The 17,583-nt window shown below is 32.9% G+C and carries 17 protein-coding genes, 1 tRNA gene and 1 other annotated feature; of the genes, 15 read left to right on the top strand and 3 right to left on the bottom strand.

Going from position 1 to position 17,583, the window contains the following annotated elements; genetic code table 11:
* The first annotated feature begins 202 nt into the window (after positions 1 to 202).
* The 9 genes from U472_RS14315 to U472_RS14275 all read left to right on the top strand — a co-directional run bounded on the left by U472_RS14315 (position 203) and on the right by U472_RS14275 (position 9,880).
* A complete protein-coding gene (locus U472_RS14315; protein WP_068719424.1) occupies positions 203 to 862 on the top strand; it encodes an alpha/beta fold hydrolase in 660 nt (219 codons plus the stop codon).
* Positions 855 to 1,628, top strand: a complete 774-nt coding sequence (gene bioC / locus U472_RS14310; RefSeq protein ID WP_068719423.1) for a malonyl-ACP O-methyltransferase BioC — start codon at positions 855 to 857, stop codon at positions 1,626 to 1,628. The genes U472_RS14315 and bioC overlap by 8 nt, the downstream gene beginning before the upstream one ends.
* Positions 1,629 to 1,671: 43 nt before the next feature.
* Positions 1,672 to 2,841 carry an 8-amino-7-oxononanoate synthase gene (bioF, locus tag U472_RS14305; RefSeq protein WP_068719422.1) on the top strand — a complete coding sequence of 390 codons (1,170 nt, stop codon included), beginning with the start codon at positions 1,672 to 1,674 and terminating at the stop codon, positions 2,839 to 2,841.
* Between the two features lie 26 nt (positions 2,842 to 2,867).
* Entirely contained in the window at positions 2,868 to 3,581 is a 714-nt protein-coding gene (gene bioD, locus U472_RS14300) for a dethiobiotin synthase (RefSeq protein ID WP_068719421.1), read from the top strand.
* Between the two features lie 432 nt (positions 3,582 to 4,013).
* Positions 4,014 to 5,369, top strand: a complete 1,356-nt coding sequence (gene bioA / locus U472_RS14295; RefSeq protein ID WP_068719420.1) for an adenosylmethionine--8-amino-7-oxononanoate transaminase — start codon at positions 4,014 to 4,016, stop codon at positions 5,367 to 5,369.
* 387 nt (positions 5,370 to 5,756) lie between these two features.
* Positions 5,757 to 5,991 (top strand) — a binding site (T-box leader).
* Between the two features lie 82 nt (positions 5,992 to 6,073).
* The gene (gene aroF / locus U472_RS14290; protein ID WP_068719419.1) at positions 6,074 to 6,886 is read left to right on the top strand and encodes a 3-deoxy-7-phosphoheptulonate synthase; all 813 of its coding nucleotides are present in this window, start codon (positions 6,074 to 6,076) and stop codon (positions 6,884 to 6,886) included.
* Positions 6,887 to 7,238: 352 nt separating this feature from the next.
* Positions 7,239 to 8,882, top strand: a complete 1,644-nt coding sequence (locus U472_RS14285) for a Na/Pi cotransporter family protein (protein ID WP_083189934.1) — start codon at positions 7,239 to 7,241, stop codon at positions 8,880 to 8,882.
* A 250-nt stretch (positions 8,883 to 9,132) separates the two neighbouring features.
* Complete coding sequence (gene dmpI, locus U472_RS14280) at positions 9,133 to 9,321, top strand: 4-oxalocrotonate tautomerase DmpI (protein ID WP_068719418.1); 189 nt, start codon at positions 9,133 to 9,135, stop codon at positions 9,319 to 9,321.
* 55 nt (positions 9,322 to 9,376) lie between these two features.
* On the top strand, positions 9,377 to 9,880 hold the full coding sequence (locus U472_RS14275) for a flavin reductase family protein (protein WP_068719417.1): 504 nt from the start codon (positions 9,377 to 9,379) through the stop codon (positions 9,878 to 9,880).
* A gap of 180 nt (positions 9,881 to 10,060) precedes the next feature.
* Here U472_RS14275 and U472_RS14270 read toward each other — a convergent pair whose 3' ends face one another.
* On the bottom strand, positions 10,061 to 10,702 hold the full coding sequence (locus U472_RS14270; protein ID WP_068719416.1) for a DUF4397 domain-containing protein: 642 nt from the start codon (positions 10,700 to 10,702) through the stop codon (positions 10,061 to 10,063).
* Positions 10,703 to 10,991: 289 nt separating this feature from the next.
* On the opposite strand from U472_RS14270, the gene U472_RS14265 reads away from it, so the two are divergent.
* The gene (locus U472_RS14265) at positions 10,992 to 11,789 is read left to right on the top strand and encodes a hypothetical protein (protein ID WP_068719415.1); all 798 of its coding nucleotides are present in this window, start codon (positions 10,992 to 10,994) and stop codon (positions 11,787 to 11,789) included.
* Positions 11,790 to 11,864: 75 nt separating this feature from the next.
* On the opposite strand, the gene U472_RS14260 is transcribed toward U472_RS14265, so the two are convergent.
* Positions 11,865 to 13,001, bottom strand: coding sequence for a zinc-dependent alcohol dehydrogenase (locus tag U472_RS14260; protein ID WP_068719414.1), 1,137 nt, complete (start codon positions 12,999 to 13,001; stop codon positions 11,865 to 11,867).
* A gap of 209 nt (positions 13,002 to 13,210) precedes the next feature.
* On the opposite strand from U472_RS14260, the gene U472_RS14255 reads away from it, so the two are divergent.
* Positions 13,211 to 14,473: an HD-GYP domain-containing protein gene (locus U472_RS14255; RefSeq protein WP_068719413.1), complete on the top strand. Its 1,263-nt coding sequence runs from the start codon at positions 13,211 to 13,213 to the stop codon at positions 14,471 to 14,473.
* A 166-nt stretch (positions 14,474 to 14,639) separates the two neighbouring features.
* Here the strand turns inward: U472_RS14255 and U472_RS14250 are convergent.
* A tRNA-Ile gene (locus U472_RS14250) sits at positions 14,640 to 14,716 on the bottom strand.
* A gap of 183 nt (positions 14,717 to 14,899) precedes the next feature.
* Here U472_RS14250 and U472_RS14245 point away from each other — a divergent pair.
* The 4 genes from U472_RS14245 to U472_RS14230 all read left to right on the top strand — a co-directional run bounded on the left by U472_RS14245 (position 14,900) and on the right by U472_RS14230 (position 17,477).
* Entirely contained in the window at positions 14,900 to 15,376 is a 477-nt protein-coding gene (locus U472_RS14245; RefSeq protein ID WP_068719412.1) for a superoxide dismutase family protein, read from the top strand.
* Between the two features lie 229 nt (positions 15,377 to 15,605).
* Entirely contained in the window at positions 15,606 to 16,541 is a 936-nt protein-coding gene (locus U472_RS14240) for a DUF362 domain-containing protein (RefSeq protein WP_068719411.1), read from the top strand.
* 117 nt (positions 16,542 to 16,658) lie between these two features.
* The gene (locus U472_RS14235) at positions 16,659 to 17,006 is read left to right on the top strand and encodes a hypothetical protein (RefSeq protein ID WP_068719410.1); all 348 of its coding nucleotides are present in this window, start codon (positions 16,659 to 16,661) and stop codon (positions 17,004 to 17,006) included.
* Between the two features lie 6 nt (positions 17,007 to 17,012).
* A complete protein-coding gene (locus U472_RS14230; protein WP_068719409.1) occupies positions 17,013 to 17,477 on the top strand; it encodes a 2-thiouracil desulfurase family protein in 465 nt (154 codons plus the stop codon).
* The last annotated feature ends 106 nt before the right edge of the window (positions 17,478 to 17,583 follow it).

Here is a 17,583-nt window from a genome sequence, read left to right as displayed (position 1 = left end):
CCTTAGTTAAAATATCGAATTCATCCTCCCCTTTCTCTTCCTCCCAAGAGAGGGGAAAACAGAGTATTAGTTCAGGGGGCGTTGTGAAGAAGTGTCGTAATATCAGTCTTATGTATCATTTTAAGAGAGATTCTTATAAAATTTTTATTTTTATTGTAAACTTGATATTTTTTATTGTTAACAATAAAAAGGAGTATATTCTATGAAACTGATGGTATTATTTCCTGGTTGGGGGACGAGTAGGAGTTTATATGAAGGGTTAAAATTGGAGGGGTATGAGCTACTGATAGTGGATTCTTTTAATAAAGAATCTTTGGTGCAAGAGATTGTTAGGAGAAATCCAAGTGAAATAAATTTCTTAGGCTGGTCGATGGGAACAATGATGGCTTTGAGATATTTGAATGATTTTAGAGTTAATAAGCTAATACTTTTGGCACCTACCCTTTACTTTTTAAAAAATCAGCCAAAAATAGTTGTAAAAAAGATGATTAGAGATATTGAAAGAAATAAGCTAAGGACATTAATTAATTTTAGTAGACTGAATTTTTATAATAAAAGCTTTTATGAAGATTATTTAGAGAAATATAGAAAAGAATTAAAAGAACTAGATAGTAATTATCTAAAAGAAGGGTTAAGACTTTTGTTAGAAGAGGACTTAAGAGATATGAATATTATTGAAGGTGTAAGACCTCTTGTAGTAGTGACCAAAGAAGATGAGATAATAACTAATTCCAGTTCTAAGCAAGTTTTAGAGTTTTTTAAAGATTATGATTTTTATATACTAGAGGGAGTTGGTCATAATATGATATATGAAGCAGAAGAAGAAGTAAATGAGTTGATAAGGAGGTATTTAGTTGATTGAAAAAGAGGTGGTAAGGGAGAATTTTTCTAGGGCAGTTGATAGTTATGACCAATATGCTGTTGTACAAAAGTATATGGCAGAGAAGTTAAATGATTATTTAAAAGAGGAAGATGGAGTAAATAATATATTAGAGATTGGGGGAGGTACAGGACTTTTTACAGAGTTTGTTGTTAATCGATTTTTAGAGAGTAACTATCTCCTTATTGATATTTCACCTAAGATGCTTGCAAGATGTAAGGAAAAATTTAAAGATTATCACCAAATTGAATATATATTAGCTGATGGTGAGCAAATAAAATTAAAGCAAAAGTTTGACTTAATAATCTCTAATGCTACTTTTCAATGGTTTCAAAATTTGAAACTAGCTCTTAGGAATTTTAGAGAGCAGTTGAAGGATAGGGGGGAGATTTATTTCTCTATCTTTGGTGATAAGACCTTTCAAGAATTGAGAAGTTGTTTTCAAGAGGTTAAAGGAGAAGATAGCTATTCCCAAAGGTTCTTTAGTAAATCTGAATTAGAGAGAATTTTAGAAGAAGAATTTAGCGAGGTTGAGATAAGTGAAGAAGAATATATTGAAAGATTTTCTAATGTGATTGATTTCTTAAGAGCAATTAAGAAGATTGGTGCTAATAGTGCTAAAAAAGATAAGCCACCTTTAACTTCAGGATTATTAAAGAAAATAGAGCGTAAATATATGGAGAGATATAGAGAGGATAATCAAATTATTGTAACCCATCACCTATTGTTTGTTAGATTAAAAAAATAAATTTAAATAAGAACTTTTGATATACCTAGATAGAGGTGAGTTGATGAATTTTTGGGTTGAAGAGCTAAGCTTATTGAAAGAGGAAGGTTTACATAGAGAATTAAAAAGATTAGAAAGTTCACAGTCTCCACGAGTGATTATTGATAATCAAGAGGTTATTATGTTAGCTTCTAATAATTATTTAGGACTATCGACTAGAAAGGAGATAAAAGAAGAGGTTATTCAAGTGATAGAAGAGTATGGAACAGGTTCAGGAGGTTCCCGTTTAACCACTGGTAACTATGACTTACATGAAGAGCTAGAAAGTAAGCTAGCTAATTTTAAAGAGACAGAAGCTGCTCTAGTCTTTAATACTGGTTATATGGCTAATCTTGGTGTTTTGACTACAGTAGTAGGAGCAGAAGATGTAATCATCTGTGATAAGTTAAATCATGCTAGTATTATTGATGGATGCCGCTTAAGTAAGGCTAAGCTCCTAGTTTATAAGCATGGTGATTTAGAAAGACTAGAGATGATATTAAAGAGAAGCAGTAAATATAGGAAAAAACTGATTGTAACTGATGGTGTCTTTAGTATGGATGGAGACTTAGCACCTTTGCCAGAGATAGTAGAGTTGGCTAAGAAGTATCAGGCTTTAGTAATGGTTGATGATGCCCATGGAACAGGAGTATTAGGTAAAAAAGGCAGTGGAATTGTAGAATACTTTGACTTAAAGGGGAAGATAGATATTCAACTGGGAACTTTGAGTAAGGCATTAGGCTCAGAGGGTGGATTTGTAGCAGGAAGTAAAGAGTTAATCGATTTATTAAGGAATAAGGCTAGAGCCTTTATCTATTCTACTGCATTAGCCCCTGCAACTATTGGAGCCAGCCTTGCGTCATTGAATTATTTACAATCTCATCCTGAATTGATTAAGAAGTTATGGAGGAATATTAAGTTATTAAAAGATGGTTTAGAGGATTTAGGCTATGATTTATTACCTAGTAATAGTGCTATTATTCCAATTATGATTGGTGATACAGAGAAGACCATGAAACTAAGTAAGTCTTTGGTGGAAGAAGGGGTCTTAGCACCAGGAATTAGACCACCTACAGTTCCAAGAGGGATGAGTCGAATTAGAGTTACAGTGATGGCTAGCCATAGTAGTGAAGATATAGAAGAGGCTTTAGATATCTTTGCTAGAGCGGGGAGAGAAGTAGGGCTTATAAGATAATGAATTAGAAAGTAGTGGTGATTAGAATGAATAGAGGTTTTTTTGTTACAGGAACAGATACTGATGTAGGTAAGACGGTAGTGACAGCTGGACTACTAGCTGCTTTGCGAGAGAGAGGCTATGATATAGGCTTAATGAAGCCCTTTCAAACAGATTTTATCGAAGCTGAGGGGAGATTATTATCTCCAGATTTGGAATTCGCATTAAGATTTGTAGATTTAGATACAGATTATGATTTGATGAACCCGATTCGTTTAAGAGAACCTTTAGCACCTAGTGTAGCTGCAGAGATTGAAGGTATAGAGATTGATTTAACTAAGGTTGATAGAGCTTATCAAGAATTATTAGCACTACACCAAGGTTTAATAGTTGAAGGTGCGGGGGGATTGATGGTACCTCTGGCTAAGAATTTTCTGATACCAGATTTGGTCAAAAGCTTTGATTTGCCGATAATTATTGTAGCTCGACCAAATCTAGGTACGATTAATCATACAGTTTTGACAGTAAAGGTGGCTCGCCAATTAGGAATTGAGGTCTTAGGTGTGATTATTAATGGTTTGAAGGAAGAAGCAGGAATTGCAGAACGGACCAATCCAGAGGTGATTGCTGAGCTTGCAAATGTAGATATTTTAGGAATAGTACCTTACATAGAAGGTTTAGAGAGTGGCTCTGAAAAGGTAGATTTGGCTAGGATATTTGAGGAGTATGTAGAGGTAGAGAAGATAATTGACAGTTTATAATCTACAATTGATAATTGAAATAATTAGAATTTGAAAGCTTAAAGTCAAAAGAAATATTAGACAAAGACTTACACAGAAGAACACAGATTAAAGAATAAAGGGATTAAATTATTAAAGGTTTAAGTCAGAACTTAGTCATTATTTAAAAATGTTTAAAGGATTTAAGTTGAAAAGAGTGTTGGACGCAGATTTAAGCAGCACTTTGAAGGAAACGATCTTTGTTGACTGAGTAAGTACTCTTGGGGTGATAAAAGCGGATTAAATCATAAAGCTAAAAGATTATTAAGGTTTCAAATCAGAATTTGATCAGATTTTAATCAGTGTCAAATAAGGTTGTAAGAATTTAAGAACAAAAAAATCAGATACAGATTAGTATAGAGGAATCTACAGTTTAAAGAAGATTATTAATAACTAGAAAAGGGAGGAGTTAGTATGAGAGAAGAATTATCGTTATTAGAAAAAAATAAGAAGTATGTCTGGCAGCCTTTTACCCAGATGAAAGAATGGGTAGAGAATGAGCAATTGATTATAGAGCGGGGAGAGGGGATTAAACTCTATGATACTGAAGGCAACTCTTATTATGATGGTGTCTCTTCTATCTGGTTAAATGTACATGGGCATCAGAAGAAGGAGTTAAATGATGCCATTAAAGAGCAGTTAGAGAAGATTTCCCATACCACTATGCTAGGCTTGGCTAATGTTCCTGCTACAGAATTGGCTGAGAAGCTCGTTGAGATCACTCCGGCAGGATTGAATAAGGTATTTTACTCTGATAGTGGTTCGACAGCAGTAGAAATTGGTCTGAAGATGGCTTTTCAATATTGGCAACAGATTGATGGGGTTTATGGATCCAAGGATAAATTTATTACTTTAAGGAATGCTTATCATGGTGATACAGTGGGTTCTGTCAGTGTAGGGGGAGTTGATCTCTTCCATAAAATTTATCGACCATTACTCTTTGATAGTCTTAAAGCACCATCACCCTACTGTTATCGCTGTAGCTTTGGTGAAGAAGAGGGCGAATGTAACTTTAGCTGTATTAAAGAGTTAGAAAACATGATGAGAAGTCGCCATGAAGAGATAGCAGCCTTTGTGATTGAGCCACTAGTACAGGGAGCAGGTGGAATGATTACAGCTCCTAAAGGGTACCTAAGTAAAGCTAGAGAGTTATGTGATAAGTACAATATCTTGATGTTAGCTGATGAAGTTGCTGTAGGTTTTGGGAGAACAGGTAAGATGTTTGCTTGTGAGCATGAAGAGGTTAGTCCAGATATTATGACAGTAGCCAAAGGAATTAGTGGAGGTTACTTACCTATTTCAGCTACTTTAACTACTGATGAAATTTATTATGCTTTCTATGATGATTATGCTACCCAGAAGACCTTCTTTCATGGGCACTCCTTTACAGGAAATCCTTTGGCAGCAGCAGTATCTTTAGCTAATATAGATTTATTTGAGAAAGAAGAGATAATCGAAAAGATGCAGAATAAAATCAAGCTAGCTCAAGATAAATTAGAGGCTTTTAAAGAATTAAAGCATGTAGGAGATATTCGTCAAAGAGGTCTAATGATAGGGATAGAGTTGGTTAAAGATAAAGAGAGTAAAGAAGAGTACCCTTGGGAAGAGAGAAAAGGGGTCAAGGTCTGTATGGCAGCCAGAGAGAAAGGGATGATTATTAGACCATTGGGTAATGTAGTAGTCTTTATGCCGCCATTATGTAGTACAGAAGAGGAATTAAGTGAGATGCTAGAGATAATTTATGAATCAATAGTAGATGTAACTGAATAAATAAGTTGGGTTTATCACAGATTAAAAGTATTCGTCATATGATATCATACCTTTTGATGATATATAAATTGAGATAATAGATAGATAATGCGACACTTTTGAACTCTAAGTTCCCCCTCTTAGAGTAAGAGGGGGTCAGGGGGCGTTGTGATATTTTAAAGGCTCGAACTCACCCCCAACCCCTCTCTTCTACCCAAAAGAGGGGAGTTTTGCAAAAGTAAAAGTGTCGCAATATCCCCATTACCAGACAATTACTATGTTAAAATTTAATAAGTCTAACAATTTAATATAATAAAAGATATTAAATTTTCTTGACAACAATATAAATAATTGTTACAATTGTTAAAAATAAGATGAAACCTAAGCAATGCTTTAAATAAAATATTGTTAAAAGCTATGAAGGAGTTAAGTAAGTTGATGGTAGCCTTTACAGAGAGGAGATGTCACCGGCTGTAAGCATCTCTAAAGGTCATTAAGTGAAATTTCGCTCTGGAGCTGTATAGCTGAATCTTTTAGTAAGTTATACCGGCATTTCTGTCGTTATTGAAACTAGTGGGACTATAATTATAGTCCAATTAGGGTGGTACCACGAAATTCAAGCCTGCCTTGTTTCGTCCTAAATATAGGGATGACAAGGTGGGCTTTTTATATTTTGGTAGATGAGTAGTGAGAAGTGACAAATATTAAAAAGGAGAGTGGATAAAATGCTAAGTAGTGTAGAAGTGGAGAAGCATCAAAAGGTTGTGCAGGTAGGGGATATTAAAATTGGTGGCGATGAGCTAGTAATTATGGCTGGTCCTTGTGCTGTAGAGAGTAGAGAACAGCTATTGGAGGCAGCTAGATATGTTAAAGAGTATGGTGGTCATATTTTACGGGGAGGGGCTTTTAAACCACGGACATCCCCTTACAGTTTCCAAGGACTAGGTGAAGAAGGCTTGAAATTATTAGCAGAGGCTAGAGAAGAGACTGGACTTAAGGTTGTAACGGAATTAATGGACTCTGATGATATAGAACTAGTTAATAATTATGCTGATATTATACAGATAGGTTCACGCAATATGCAAAATTATGGTCTGTTAAAGAAACTAGGAAGATTAGATAAGCCCATTTTATTAAAAAGAGGCTACTCAGCAACAATTAAAGAGTGGATCTTAGCAGCAGAATATATTATTGCTCATGGTAACTCTCAGGTTATTCTCTGTGAAAGAGGAATTAGAACCTTTGAAACTGCTACTAGAAATACATTAGATTTAAATGCTATAGCTTGGATTAAGGAGATGACTGATCTACCAATAATTATAGATCCAAGCCATGGGACTGGAAAACGAAGTTTAGTGGCTCCTTTAGCCAAAGCAGGAATTACGGCTGGAGCTGATGGTATCATAGTTGAGATGCACCCATATCCTGAAGAAGCTCTGTGTGATGGAGAACAGTCTTTAAAACCTGAAGATTTTGCTAAGATGATAAAAGAGCTTAATAGAGTAGCTAAGGCTGTAGATAAAAGGTTAGTAGTGTAAATTTCAAACTTATATTCAAGGCAACTTTAGAGTTGCCTTTTTTTTAATTAGTTAAATTACTAGCATTAATTAAATTTGATTAGCTTGACCCAAATTCAAAAAATGATATAATAATAGATGGTATGTATTTATAAAAATTAATTTTATTTATAAAGTTATTATAGCAACTTATCATAGTACATATGCTTTTATTTGTGATTTTAAAGATTTATAATGGACAATTTCTACTTTGTTATAAATCTTTTGAAATAAATATAAAGGGATTTTGTAAATTGATGTCGAAAAGTAAACTTGTTTGGGACTTATTTATTTTGTACCTTTAGAATTTAATTTTGGGGAAGGAGAGATTTACTTGTCGTTAGATATGGTATTTTCTTTATTAGGTGGTTTGGGGCTTTTTATTTATGGAATGAAGCAGATGGGAGATGGCTTACAAAAGTCTGCTGGTAACAAATTAAAGCAATTAATAGGGTTATTGACTACTAATCGTATAGCTGGTTTACTAGTGGGGACTGGAGTAACAGCTATTATTCAAAGTAGTAGTGCTACTACGGTAATGGTAGTTGGTTTTGTTAATGCAGGTTTAATGACTTTAAAACAGTCTATTGGGGTAATTTTTGGTGCTAATATTGGGACAACTATTACAGCACAATTAATTTCTTTTAAATTAAGCCATTATTCATTACATGCAATCGCTATTGGTGCTGTATTATACTTATTTAGTAAGAATGATAAACTTAAGCATTTAGGACAAGTTCTTTTAGGCTTTGGTATCTTATTTTTAGGAATGACAATCATGAAGGATACAATGAAACCATTGAGAAAGTCTGAGGCTTTTGTTCATTGGATGAGAACCTTTAGCCATAGTCCTATTTTAGGTGTTTTAGTAGGAACTGTGATGACTGTATTAGTACAAAGTAGTAGTGCTAGTATCGGTATCTTAATCAGTTTATTATCTGTAGGGGTATTAGATTATCATGCTGCTGTACCGATTCTATTAGGAGATAATATTGGTACTACTATTACGGCGATATTATCAAGTATTGGGACTAATCGCAATGCTAAGCGTGCTGCTGCAGCCCATACAGTATTTAATGTAATTGGTTCTCTTGTCTTTTTAATAGTCTTATATATTATTCCAAACTTTACTGGGATTTTAGAGAACTTCTTTACTAACAGAGCTTTAAGTGCTGGTCATGAGGTTAATGCAGTTAGAATGATTGCTAACACCCATTCGGCTTTTAACATTATTAATGCAATTATCTGGTTACCTTTTGTAGGGTTTATTGTTAAAATTGTAAATTATATCGTTCCAGGTGAAGATAATGATATTAAACGCGGCTTAAGCTATCTTGATGAAAGAATGTTAGAGACTCCTAGTGTAGCAGTTGAGCAATTAAAGCGTGAAGTGGCTCGTATGTTAGAGATATCTACTGATATGGTTAGAGATGCTAAGGAAGCTTTCTTAAATGAAGATAAAGACTTAATAGATGCTGTTCGTAAGAAAGAGGAGATTATTAATGAGTTAGAAGAGGAGTTATTGGTATTCTTAACTAAGATACCTCAAGCTAACTTATCAGAAGAGGATATTAAAACAATCGATATGTACTTTATTATTATAGATGCTATTGAAAGTGTCGGTGATGATGCAGACTCATTATCTAAATTGCTTATTGAGCATTTAAATAATAAGAATCAATTCTCTGAAGATGCTAGAGAGAGCATTCAAAATATCTTTGATATCTCACTAGATATCTTAGCTAAAACTTATGAATTGATTGAGAAAGAGAATGTTTCATTGGCTACTGAATTGATTCAGGCAGAGCAATATGTAGATGATTTACAAAGAGAATATCGTGAAGAACATATGAAGAGATTAAATCAGGGTTCATGTTTACCAGGTGCTGCTATTGTCTATTTAGAAACTCTTGAAAAATTAGAGCATATCAGTGATCAATCTGCTGATATTGCCCATAGTTTTATTGAGAAGAGATAAAGGATAATTTAAAAACTCCACTGTTACCTTGTTGGTAACAGTGGAGTTTTTATTTTTTTGAAGTTAAGATGGATTTTCAATAAAGTTCAAAGTAAGGCTTAATGGGTATATTGCGATACTTTTACCTAAGTGTATAGTTGAGATTTAAAAGTGACGTAATATCTATCTAAATTATAATTGTATTTTAATAATCAGAAATAAATTGATATAATAAAGTTAATTATATATAAGAAAGAAAGGATGATTAAGTATGCCAATTATCACTATGGAGGGACCAGAGTTAACTAAAGAACAGAAAGCAAAGTTGATTGCTGAATTTACTAACAAGGCAAGTGAGATTACTGAGATACCAGAGAGAGCTTTTTCTGTTTTGATTAAAGAGAATCCAGCCGAGAATGTTGGAGTTGCTGGGAAGCAGTTATCAGAAATGAAAGAATAAGGTTACTTTTAAAGAATATATATTTAATAACCGGTAATAGATTGGAGGGGTTATTTTGAAGAAGATTGCTTATGATGAGTATATCCAAGAAGCTACCGAGGCTTTAAGTAAAGGAGCCTTTTTGACAGTGAAAACTGGTGATAAGGTCAACACTATGACTATTGGTTGGGGAAGCATCGGTTATTGTTGGGGAAAACCAGTCTTTATGGTAATGGTTAGGGATTCTCGCTATACATATAAGCTAATAGAGAAGAGTGATGAATTTACTGTAAGTATCCCGCTGAAAGATCAACTTAAAGAAGAACTAAAGTTCTGTGGAACTAAATCAGGGAAAGATTATGATAAATTTGAGGAATGTGATCTATCAATTCAAGCAGGTCAAGAGGTTGATACTCCCATTATTAAAGGTTGTGATCTTCATTACGAATGCAAGATTAAGTTTAAACAGGTAATGAATCCCGATGAATTAAATGTTGAATATGATAAAAAGTGGTATCCTCAAAAAGATTATCACATACTCTATTTTGGGGAAATTGTAGGAACCTACTTAGATGAATAGAAGCTATAAAGAAAGCTCCAAATTGAGATAAATTCTCAGTTTGGAGCTTTCTTTATATTACCATTAAATTTATCTCTGCTAATATAAAAATTAATGGAATAGTGCATCAGATACTTTAGTAACCAGTAAATAGCTTAGTTTATCACCTGTTATTTCTATCAATATTAAGATAACTAGTAATTAAAAATTTAGATAGGAATTTCCATCCAAAGGAATTAGCATTTGTAATGGTGGAGTATCTCCTACTAAGCCGATGATATATAGTGTATAGAAACGATCTCTTGTCAGCTTTGCATTAGGGACATATAGAATGGTCTTATTACTTCCTATAGGTTTTACTTTGAAGTTATAGGTTACTGGCCGTAAAGATAGGTAATCGGTTGCTTCTTTATAGGCAACACTTTTAAATAAGAGCATATCATTTTCTTGGCTAACATTTATATTAGGGGCATTGGGAGATAGGTGAACTACTCTAATATATGCTCTATTAGGGCGGATAGGGATACGGGGGTCCTCAATTGGAAGCAAGCTGATATTAGGAAATTCTCCTATAACAGCTACAGTAGTAATAGTATTAGATATGACATTAAGAGAAGTATCTATAATAGGGTCCTGCTTTTTATTAGCAGGATATACTTTAATGTTGTAACGACCTGTCATCACTGATATATAGTCAGTAAATTCTCCATACTTCAAATTTTCTGCAATTAAATCATTATTAGCATAAATGTCTACAGCAGGAGCATTAGGAGAAGCATGAAGAATTCTAATATAAGCCTTAGTTTCATCTTGGTTACTCAAGTAATAGGGTTTATGATACATCTTTTCACCACCTTTCTTACTTGCCATTATAATAGTATATGCACTGAAGTTAAAAAGAATGAAGTAGAAAATTTAATTCATTTATTGATTTTAGTGTTCTTAATGATGTAAGAGGACTTTTATTTTTAGAAATATTTATATTTAGTTTTAATATTTTATTCTTTTAAGTATATATGAAGAGTGAAGGTATGACTTCATAATTAATTATAATTTTATTTTTAACTAATTTCTTATAATATTTTGAATTTTATTTATAAATTTTAATTATTTTAGTTGAAAGGGGAATATTATGTTTAATTGGTATTTATTTTTGAGTATTTTATTTATATCTATTCCAGGAATTCTTATTAATACACCAGTATTTTTAAGAGGGGAACCAGTAGATAGCCAAGGTTCTTGGCTAAAGAGGTTTTTAATTAGCTTCTTTTCAACTATATATTCTATTCTAAAGAATATACTTATAGTTAGTATCTTTACAGCAATAGGTGTATTGTTACATCCTATTATTAAATCTAATGCACCAGTTTTTATTGCTATAATAAAGAAGGAGAATTTATGGCAGGTATTAAAAATAGAATTATTTTATGCTTCTCTCTTTGGAATTATAGGAGCAATAGTCTTTATATATTTTTATTACATATTTCTTAGATTAAAGGTTAATAAAGAGAGTATAGCTACTATGGAAGATTTGCGAATGAAGAGATACTTATCTGGGAGAATAATTTATGATGGAATGATAGCAGAGATTATAATGAGATGGGGGCTGTTAAGTTTAATTATTTGGCTATTTAATATTTATTTAGGGAGTATAAATAATTATATACGTTTGATTGCTATAGCTATTCTAGGAGTAATGTCAGGGCTAGTAAGATTATTAATATACTTTAGAAAAGGTTGTGAAATAACTAAAGCCTTTATAGGATTAGTTTTTTTTTCTAATATTATAGCATCTCTAATTTTTGGAGTACTATTCTGGTGGAGAGGATTGATGGCAGCTATGATAGCACATATGTTCTTTAACTTGTTATGGCACCCCTTTGATGTTTATTGTTATAAACAGAGAAAATATAATAAATATAAGAGGTAATAATAAGTGAAGAGTGAACAGTATATAAAGTTTATACTAGTTACTTATCACTCAACACTCATTATTTTATTTTGATTAAGGCTGCAATATTACTTTAATACATTCATCTTGTTTTTGATCAAAAATCTCATAACCATATTCAGCTTCTGCTAAAGGTATCTTATGGGTGATAATATCTGTAGGATCAAATTTTCCTTCTTTAATCATCTGATAAAGCTCTGGCATATAATGAATTACAGGAGCTTGTCCCATTTTTAAAGTAATATTTCTAGCAAATAAATCTCCTAAAGGAAAGGCGTTATATCTACTAGCATAAACACCAACTAATTGGATTGTGCCACCTTTACGGACTGCTTGACTAGCAATTAAGATTGGACTTAACGTACCCCCTTGAATCTTTAGGGCTGATTTAACCATCTCTAGTGTTGTCATCTTTCCATCAAGCCCTACACAATCAATTACAACATCGGCTCCCCCATGGGTAATCTCTTTGATATGGCTTCCCATGTTCTCGTATTTAGTAAAATCAAAGATTTCAACATTATTAGTCCTTTTAGCATGGTCTAAGCGATAGCTGATATAATCTACAGCTATAACTCTTTTCGCTCCTTTTAACCAAGCAAATTTCTGAGTCAATAGCCCAACAGGACCACAGCCTAAGACTACAACTGTGTCACCTTCTTTAACTCCCCCATTATCCACTCCCCAATAAGCAGTAGGGATGATATCTGATAAAAATAATAGTTTTTCATCTTCTAGCTCAGCATCCTCTGGTATAACAAAAGGGGTTGAATTACCATAAGGAACTCTAAGTAACTCTGCTTGTCCCCCTGCATAGCCACCAAAGGTTTCTGAGTAACCAAAATAAGCTCCAATCTCGCCATGGGGATTAGAGTTATCACACTGGCTTTCTAGACCATGTTCACAATAATAGCAATGTCCACAGGAGATATTAAAAGGGATAATTACTCTATCACCTTTTTTAACCTTCTGTACATCAGGACCAACCTCTTCTACAATTCCCATTGGTTCATGACCAATAATAAAATCTTCAGGTGTATTTGGGATAAATCCATGAATAAGGTGTAAATCAGAACCACAGATTGCCGTACTAGTTAGTCTAATAAGAATATCGTCATCCTTTTCAAGCTTAGCGTTAGGAACCTCTTTGACCTTCACATCTTTAATACCTTGATAAGTAACTGCTTTCATTTATAAGCTCCTTTATAATATATTCTATTTATATGATGAGTTTATTTTTGAATCTTATACTGCATTTCTAACTTAGCTTCTTGTTTTTACATTTTAATAGATAATCTTTACATTGAAATTTGGCTAGTAGAGGTAGTTAGTATTGTATCTTTAATCTTAAAGTGCTATACTGTAACAGAGTAATGAAAAAAGAAGCTTATCTGGAGTGAATGAAATTGATAAAAAAAATCAATATTTCTTTATATGAATTACTGTTTAGTATCTCTCATATTACAGATATGATTGATACCAATTTAAATAGTCATCATGAGCAAGTTGCTTACATAAGTTTTAGATTAGCCAAAGAGCTAGGCTTAGAAGATAATCAACAGAAAGATCTAATCTTATCAGCAGCTATCCATGATATTGGTGCTTTTTCGATTAAGCGTAGATTAGAGACGTTAACTTTTGAGACTAAAAATGGGTTTGAGCATGCTGAGGCTGGGGCTTACTTGGTAAGTACTTTTGATTACTTTGCTAATTTAACACCTATAATCAGGTATCACCATTTGGAATGGAACTATGGTAAAGGGGATAAATTTAAGGACAAAGATGTGCCTTTATCCAGCCATTTACTTCATTTAGCGGATAGAGTAGCAATTTTAATTAATAAAAATGAGAATATATTAGATCAAAGGAATCACATAGTAAAGATTATTAAAGATTATTCTGGGAATATGCTCCACTCAGATTTAGTTAAAGTCTTTGAAAGGTTGTCATATAAAGAGGATTTTTGGTTCTCAGTTATAAATACCGACATAATTAGAAAGGACTTAAAGAAATTATTTAAGAATTGGGGATTGGAGTTAGATCTAAATGATTTACTAGGTTTGAGTAAATTTTATAGTAAAATTATAGATTTTAGGAGTAACTTTACAGCAACACATTCTAAAGGGGTAGCTGTTACAGCTAAGGAGATAGCCAATTTATTAGGATGGGCTCAAACTAAGGCTAGTAAGATGGAGGTAGCTGGTTATTTACATGATTTGGGTAAGTTAGCGGTACCCGCTGAGATATTAGAAAAACCAGGTAGATTGACTGACAGTGAGATGAATATTATAAAGAGCCATACCTTTTACACCTATCATGCTTTGGATTCAATAGAAGGTCTTGAAGATATCAAAGAGTGGGCAGCTTTTCATCATGAGCGGTTGGATGGTACTGGTTATCCCTTTAAGCACAATGGAAAGAGATTATCTATTGGTAGCAGGATTTTAGCAGTTGCTGATATCTTCACAGCACTTACTGAAGATAGACCTTATCGGGTAGGGATGGATAAGAATAAAACATTAATGATTTTAGATTCTATGTCTAAAGATAATGCTATAGATGGAAATATAGTAGCAAAGATAGAGGAAAATTATAGTCTAATAAATAGCATTCGTGAGTCTGCACAGAAGGATATTAAGAGGGATTATAGTTTATTATTCTAATAGTTGAATAATTATTTATCTATTAAACTGGGGAATTAGTTCCTCGGTTTTTTATTTTATATTGTAATTGGATATTAAATATATTAGTGTAGTTTAAATAGATTTTTCTGCAAAAAATAAAAAAATCTGCCTAAAAGGCAGTTCTAAGTTATAATTATTGAATTAATGGTGGACCTGGGAGGATTCGAACCTCCGACCTATCGGTTATGAGCCGAGTGCTCTGACCAACTGAGCTACAGGTCCATAAGTTGAGATTTTTTGCAACGACAATTATTATTATAACTAAAATAGTTTCGACTGTCAAGGATAAATTTAATATTAATTTTAATATGGATATTAAGCACATTTTTGATTTCAATGAATATCATAATTATAAGCGTGTTAACAAGACATCTCCTATTATATAGGAATTGGGAGGGAATATCTATGGTAAATTTATTCAGAAGAATAGCTCGTGCTAGAATCAAAGGCGGTCCTCTAGCTCCAGAGATAAGAGGTATAGTTTATTTTATTCCAGTAGCAGGTGGAACTAAGGTTTCTGTAGAGGTTACTGGTTTGCCTCCATATCGACCTGCAACAGATGAAGAAGATCCAATTGGTCCCCATGGCTTTCATATCCATAAATTTGGTAATTGTAAGGTAGGAGACCCTAATGATCCTTTTCAGGCAGCAGGGGGACACTATGCACCTGATAATCAGCCTCATGGTGATCATGCAGGAGATTTACCTGTATTATTCTCTAATAATGGGTATGCTAGAATGAGTGTCTTTACTAATGAGTTTGAGGTAGAAGATGTTGTGGGGCGTTCTGTTATTATTCATCAAAATCCTGATGATTATCGTAGTCAACCAGCTGGTGATGCTGGAAAACGGTTAGCTTGTGGAGTGATTGAATGGAATTAATTTTTATTATTCAAGGACGAGAGATATGTTTCGTTCTTGAATTTATTTTTTTTAAAATGGATAAACTATGGTAAAATGGGTAAAGAGTAGAAATAGAAAATATTTTGTTTAGAGCTGATGATATAGTTGAAGAATTTTAAAGTAAATTCATAGTATATTAATCTTTTTAATTTTTACCAGTCACTGTTTATTTATTACTTTTTACTATCACTTTAGGAGGTATGTATATATGTTAAGAGAGCGTAGGGTTAAAGATCCTTATGTAGCTATTGGAGAGGGAGTTGAAGGTGACGTTATTCAAGGGCTTTTGAATATGTTACCTACAGATAAAGTAATTACTTCCAAGGATAGAGTAACTATTACCCCAAATTGGGTAAATGATAATGCACCACAGACTGGAACGGTAGTTGGCCCTGAATCTTTAAGGAAGCTGATTCAATATATTAAAGATAAATCTCCTGCTAGAATAGTTGTTGCTACTGGTTCTGGTGGAGCTGATACCAAGGAGGTAATGAAGAAGACAGGGTATCAACAGATTATTGAAGATGAAGGGGTGGAGTTTATTGATTTAAATTATGGTCCTTATGAGGAGTTTGAACTTGATCATCCCATTATTAAGAAGATTAAAATAAATAAAGTATTGAGTGAAACTGATTTTTTAATATCCTATACTCAGATAAAGCACCATGAAGAGGCGACAGTCTCTTTAGGAATAAAGAATATTGCTTTGGCCTGGCCTCCAGCTGAGATACATGGGTTTCCTAAAGCTGATAGGGGAATACATGAATACTTACATGAATTTATAGCTGCTATGGCAAAATTGATTCCTATAGATTTAACAGTTTTAAGTGGTGATAATGGGATGGTAGGTACAGGACCTTCTCATGGTAAGCCTGTTAATGCTGATTTAGTAGTAGCAGGAACAGATCCTGTTGCCACAGATGTAGTAGGAGCAAGGTTATTAGGTTTTCGTCAACAAGCTGTGTCATATCTCCACCAATTAATTAGATCTAAAGTAGGAGAAGGTGACTTAAAAAATGTTAATTTAATGGGTATGCCTTTAAATCAAGCTGAAGAGAAGTTTAGCCAAGCTGCTTATGGATATAAGATAGTATTAGATAAATATGAGATTCTACCACTACATTTAAGGACTAAGAATCATTAGATTATAATAATTTTATCTCCCCTAAACATTATAATAGTTGATTATATTTTTTTAATAAACACAGAATTAAATCTCCTGTAATATTATAAAAGAAGAGTATGAAAGGGGGAGATTTAATTGTATAAATTAACTAATAAAGAAGAGTTTATAGTTGTAACTGGAAATGATATAATAGATGAGGCAGAGTCGAATGCGATTTGTAGAAAAATAAAGGAATTGTTGGAATTTAAAGCAGGTAATAATAAATTATTATTAGATGTAAGAGATGTCAATTTAGATGATAGTCAATTTGATATCTTTATTCAGTACTTATCGAAGGCAAGTATAAATAGAATTTCAATTGTTTTGCCAGAGTTAATTAATAAGCTTAAATTTAGGTTATGGAGAAGAAAATATAAAAATTATGCTGAGATAGAGCAGTTTATGACAATAGAAGAAGCCCAAAATTGGTTAAAGAAAGGATAGTTGTTGATGATAGTAGTGAGTTCTTGTTTATTAGGTGAGGATTGTAGATATAATGGTAATAATAACTATGATCGTAGGATAACAGAATTATTAGAGGATAAAGAGATTATTAGTATCTGTCCTGAAGTTTTTGGTGGATTAAGTACTCCTAGACCACCTGCTGAGATTCAAGGTGGTGATGGGGAAGATGTGTTAGAAGGTATTGCAAGGGTTATAGATAAAGAAGGTAATGATATTACTAAAAATTTTATTGAAGGTGCTAGAGAATCATTGTCTTTAATTAAAGAGTATGGTTGTACTTTAGCAATATTAAAGGCTAAAAGTCCCTCTTGTGGTAGTAAAATAATATATGATGGAAGTTTTACTGGAAATAAGAGAGTAGGGGCAGGGGTTACTACAGCATTGCTAAAAAAAGAAGGAATTGAAGTATTTAATGAAGAAGAGATAGATAGGATAATTGCTAAATTATAATTTTTTTCATAAAGAATAATAAGTATGAGACTTTATAAGTAGCAGTATAATAGAATAAGTAAAATTACTATTATTTAATAATATTTGCTTTATTTCATGAAATCGA

The sequence above is a fragment of the Orenia metallireducens genome (assembly GCF_001693735.1).
Lineage (GTDB): Bacteria > Bacillota > Halanaerobiia > Halobacteroidales > Halobacteroidaceae > Orenia > Orenia metallireducens.
This window is presented reverse-complemented; position numbering and strand designations above follow the sequence as displayed.

Bases quoted from the DNA above. Each gene is read 5' to 3' on its own strand.
- U472_RS14315 (WP_068719424.1), top strand. From the start codon at position 203: ATGAAACTGATGGTATTATTTCCTGGTTGGGGGACGAGTAGGAGTTTA.
- bioF (WP_068719422.1), top strand. From the start codon at position 1,672: ATGAATTTTTGGGTTGAAGAGCTAAGCTTATTGAAAGAGGAAGGTTTA.
- bioD (WP_068719421.1), top strand. From the start codon at position 2,868: ATGAATAGAGGTTTTTTTGTTACAGGAACAGATACTGATGTAGGTAAG.
- bioA (WP_068719420.1), top strand. From the start codon at position 4,014: ATGAGAGAAGAATTATCGTTATTAGAAAAAAATAAGAAGTATGTCTGG.
- aroF (WP_068719419.1), top strand. From the start codon at position 6,074: ATGCTAAGTAGTGTAGAAGTGGAGAAGCATCAAAAGGTTGTGCAGGTA.
- dmpI (WP_068719418.1), top strand. From the start codon at position 9,133: ATGCCAATTATCACTATGGAGGGACCAGAGTTAACTAAAGAACAGAAA.
- U472_RS14270 (WP_068719416.1), bottom strand. From the start codon at position 10,702: ATGTATCATAAACCCTATTACTTGAGTAACCAAGATGAAACTAAGGCT.
- U472_RS14265 (WP_068719415.1), top strand. From the start codon at position 10,992: ATGTTTAATTGGTATTTATTTTTGAGTATTTTATTTATATCTATTCCA.
- U472_RS14260 (WP_068719414.1), bottom strand. From the start codon at position 13,001: ATGAAAGCAGTTACTTATCAAGGTATTAAAGATGTGAAGGTCAAAGAG.
- U472_RS14255 (WP_068719413.1), top strand. From the start codon at position 13,211: ATGAAATTGATAAAAAAAATCAATATTTCTTTATATGAATTACTGTTT.
- U472_RS14245 (WP_068719412.1), top strand. From the start codon at position 14,900: ATGGTAAATTTATTCAGAAGAATAGCTCGTGCTAGAATCAAAGGCGGT.
- U472_RS14240 (WP_068719411.1), top strand. From the start codon at position 15,606: ATGTTAAGAGAGCGTAGGGTTAAAGATCCTTATGTAGCTATTGGAGAG.
- U472_RS14230 (WP_068719409.1), top strand. From the start codon at position 17,013: ATGATAGTAGTGAGTTCTTGTTTATTAGGTGAGGATTGTAGATATAAT.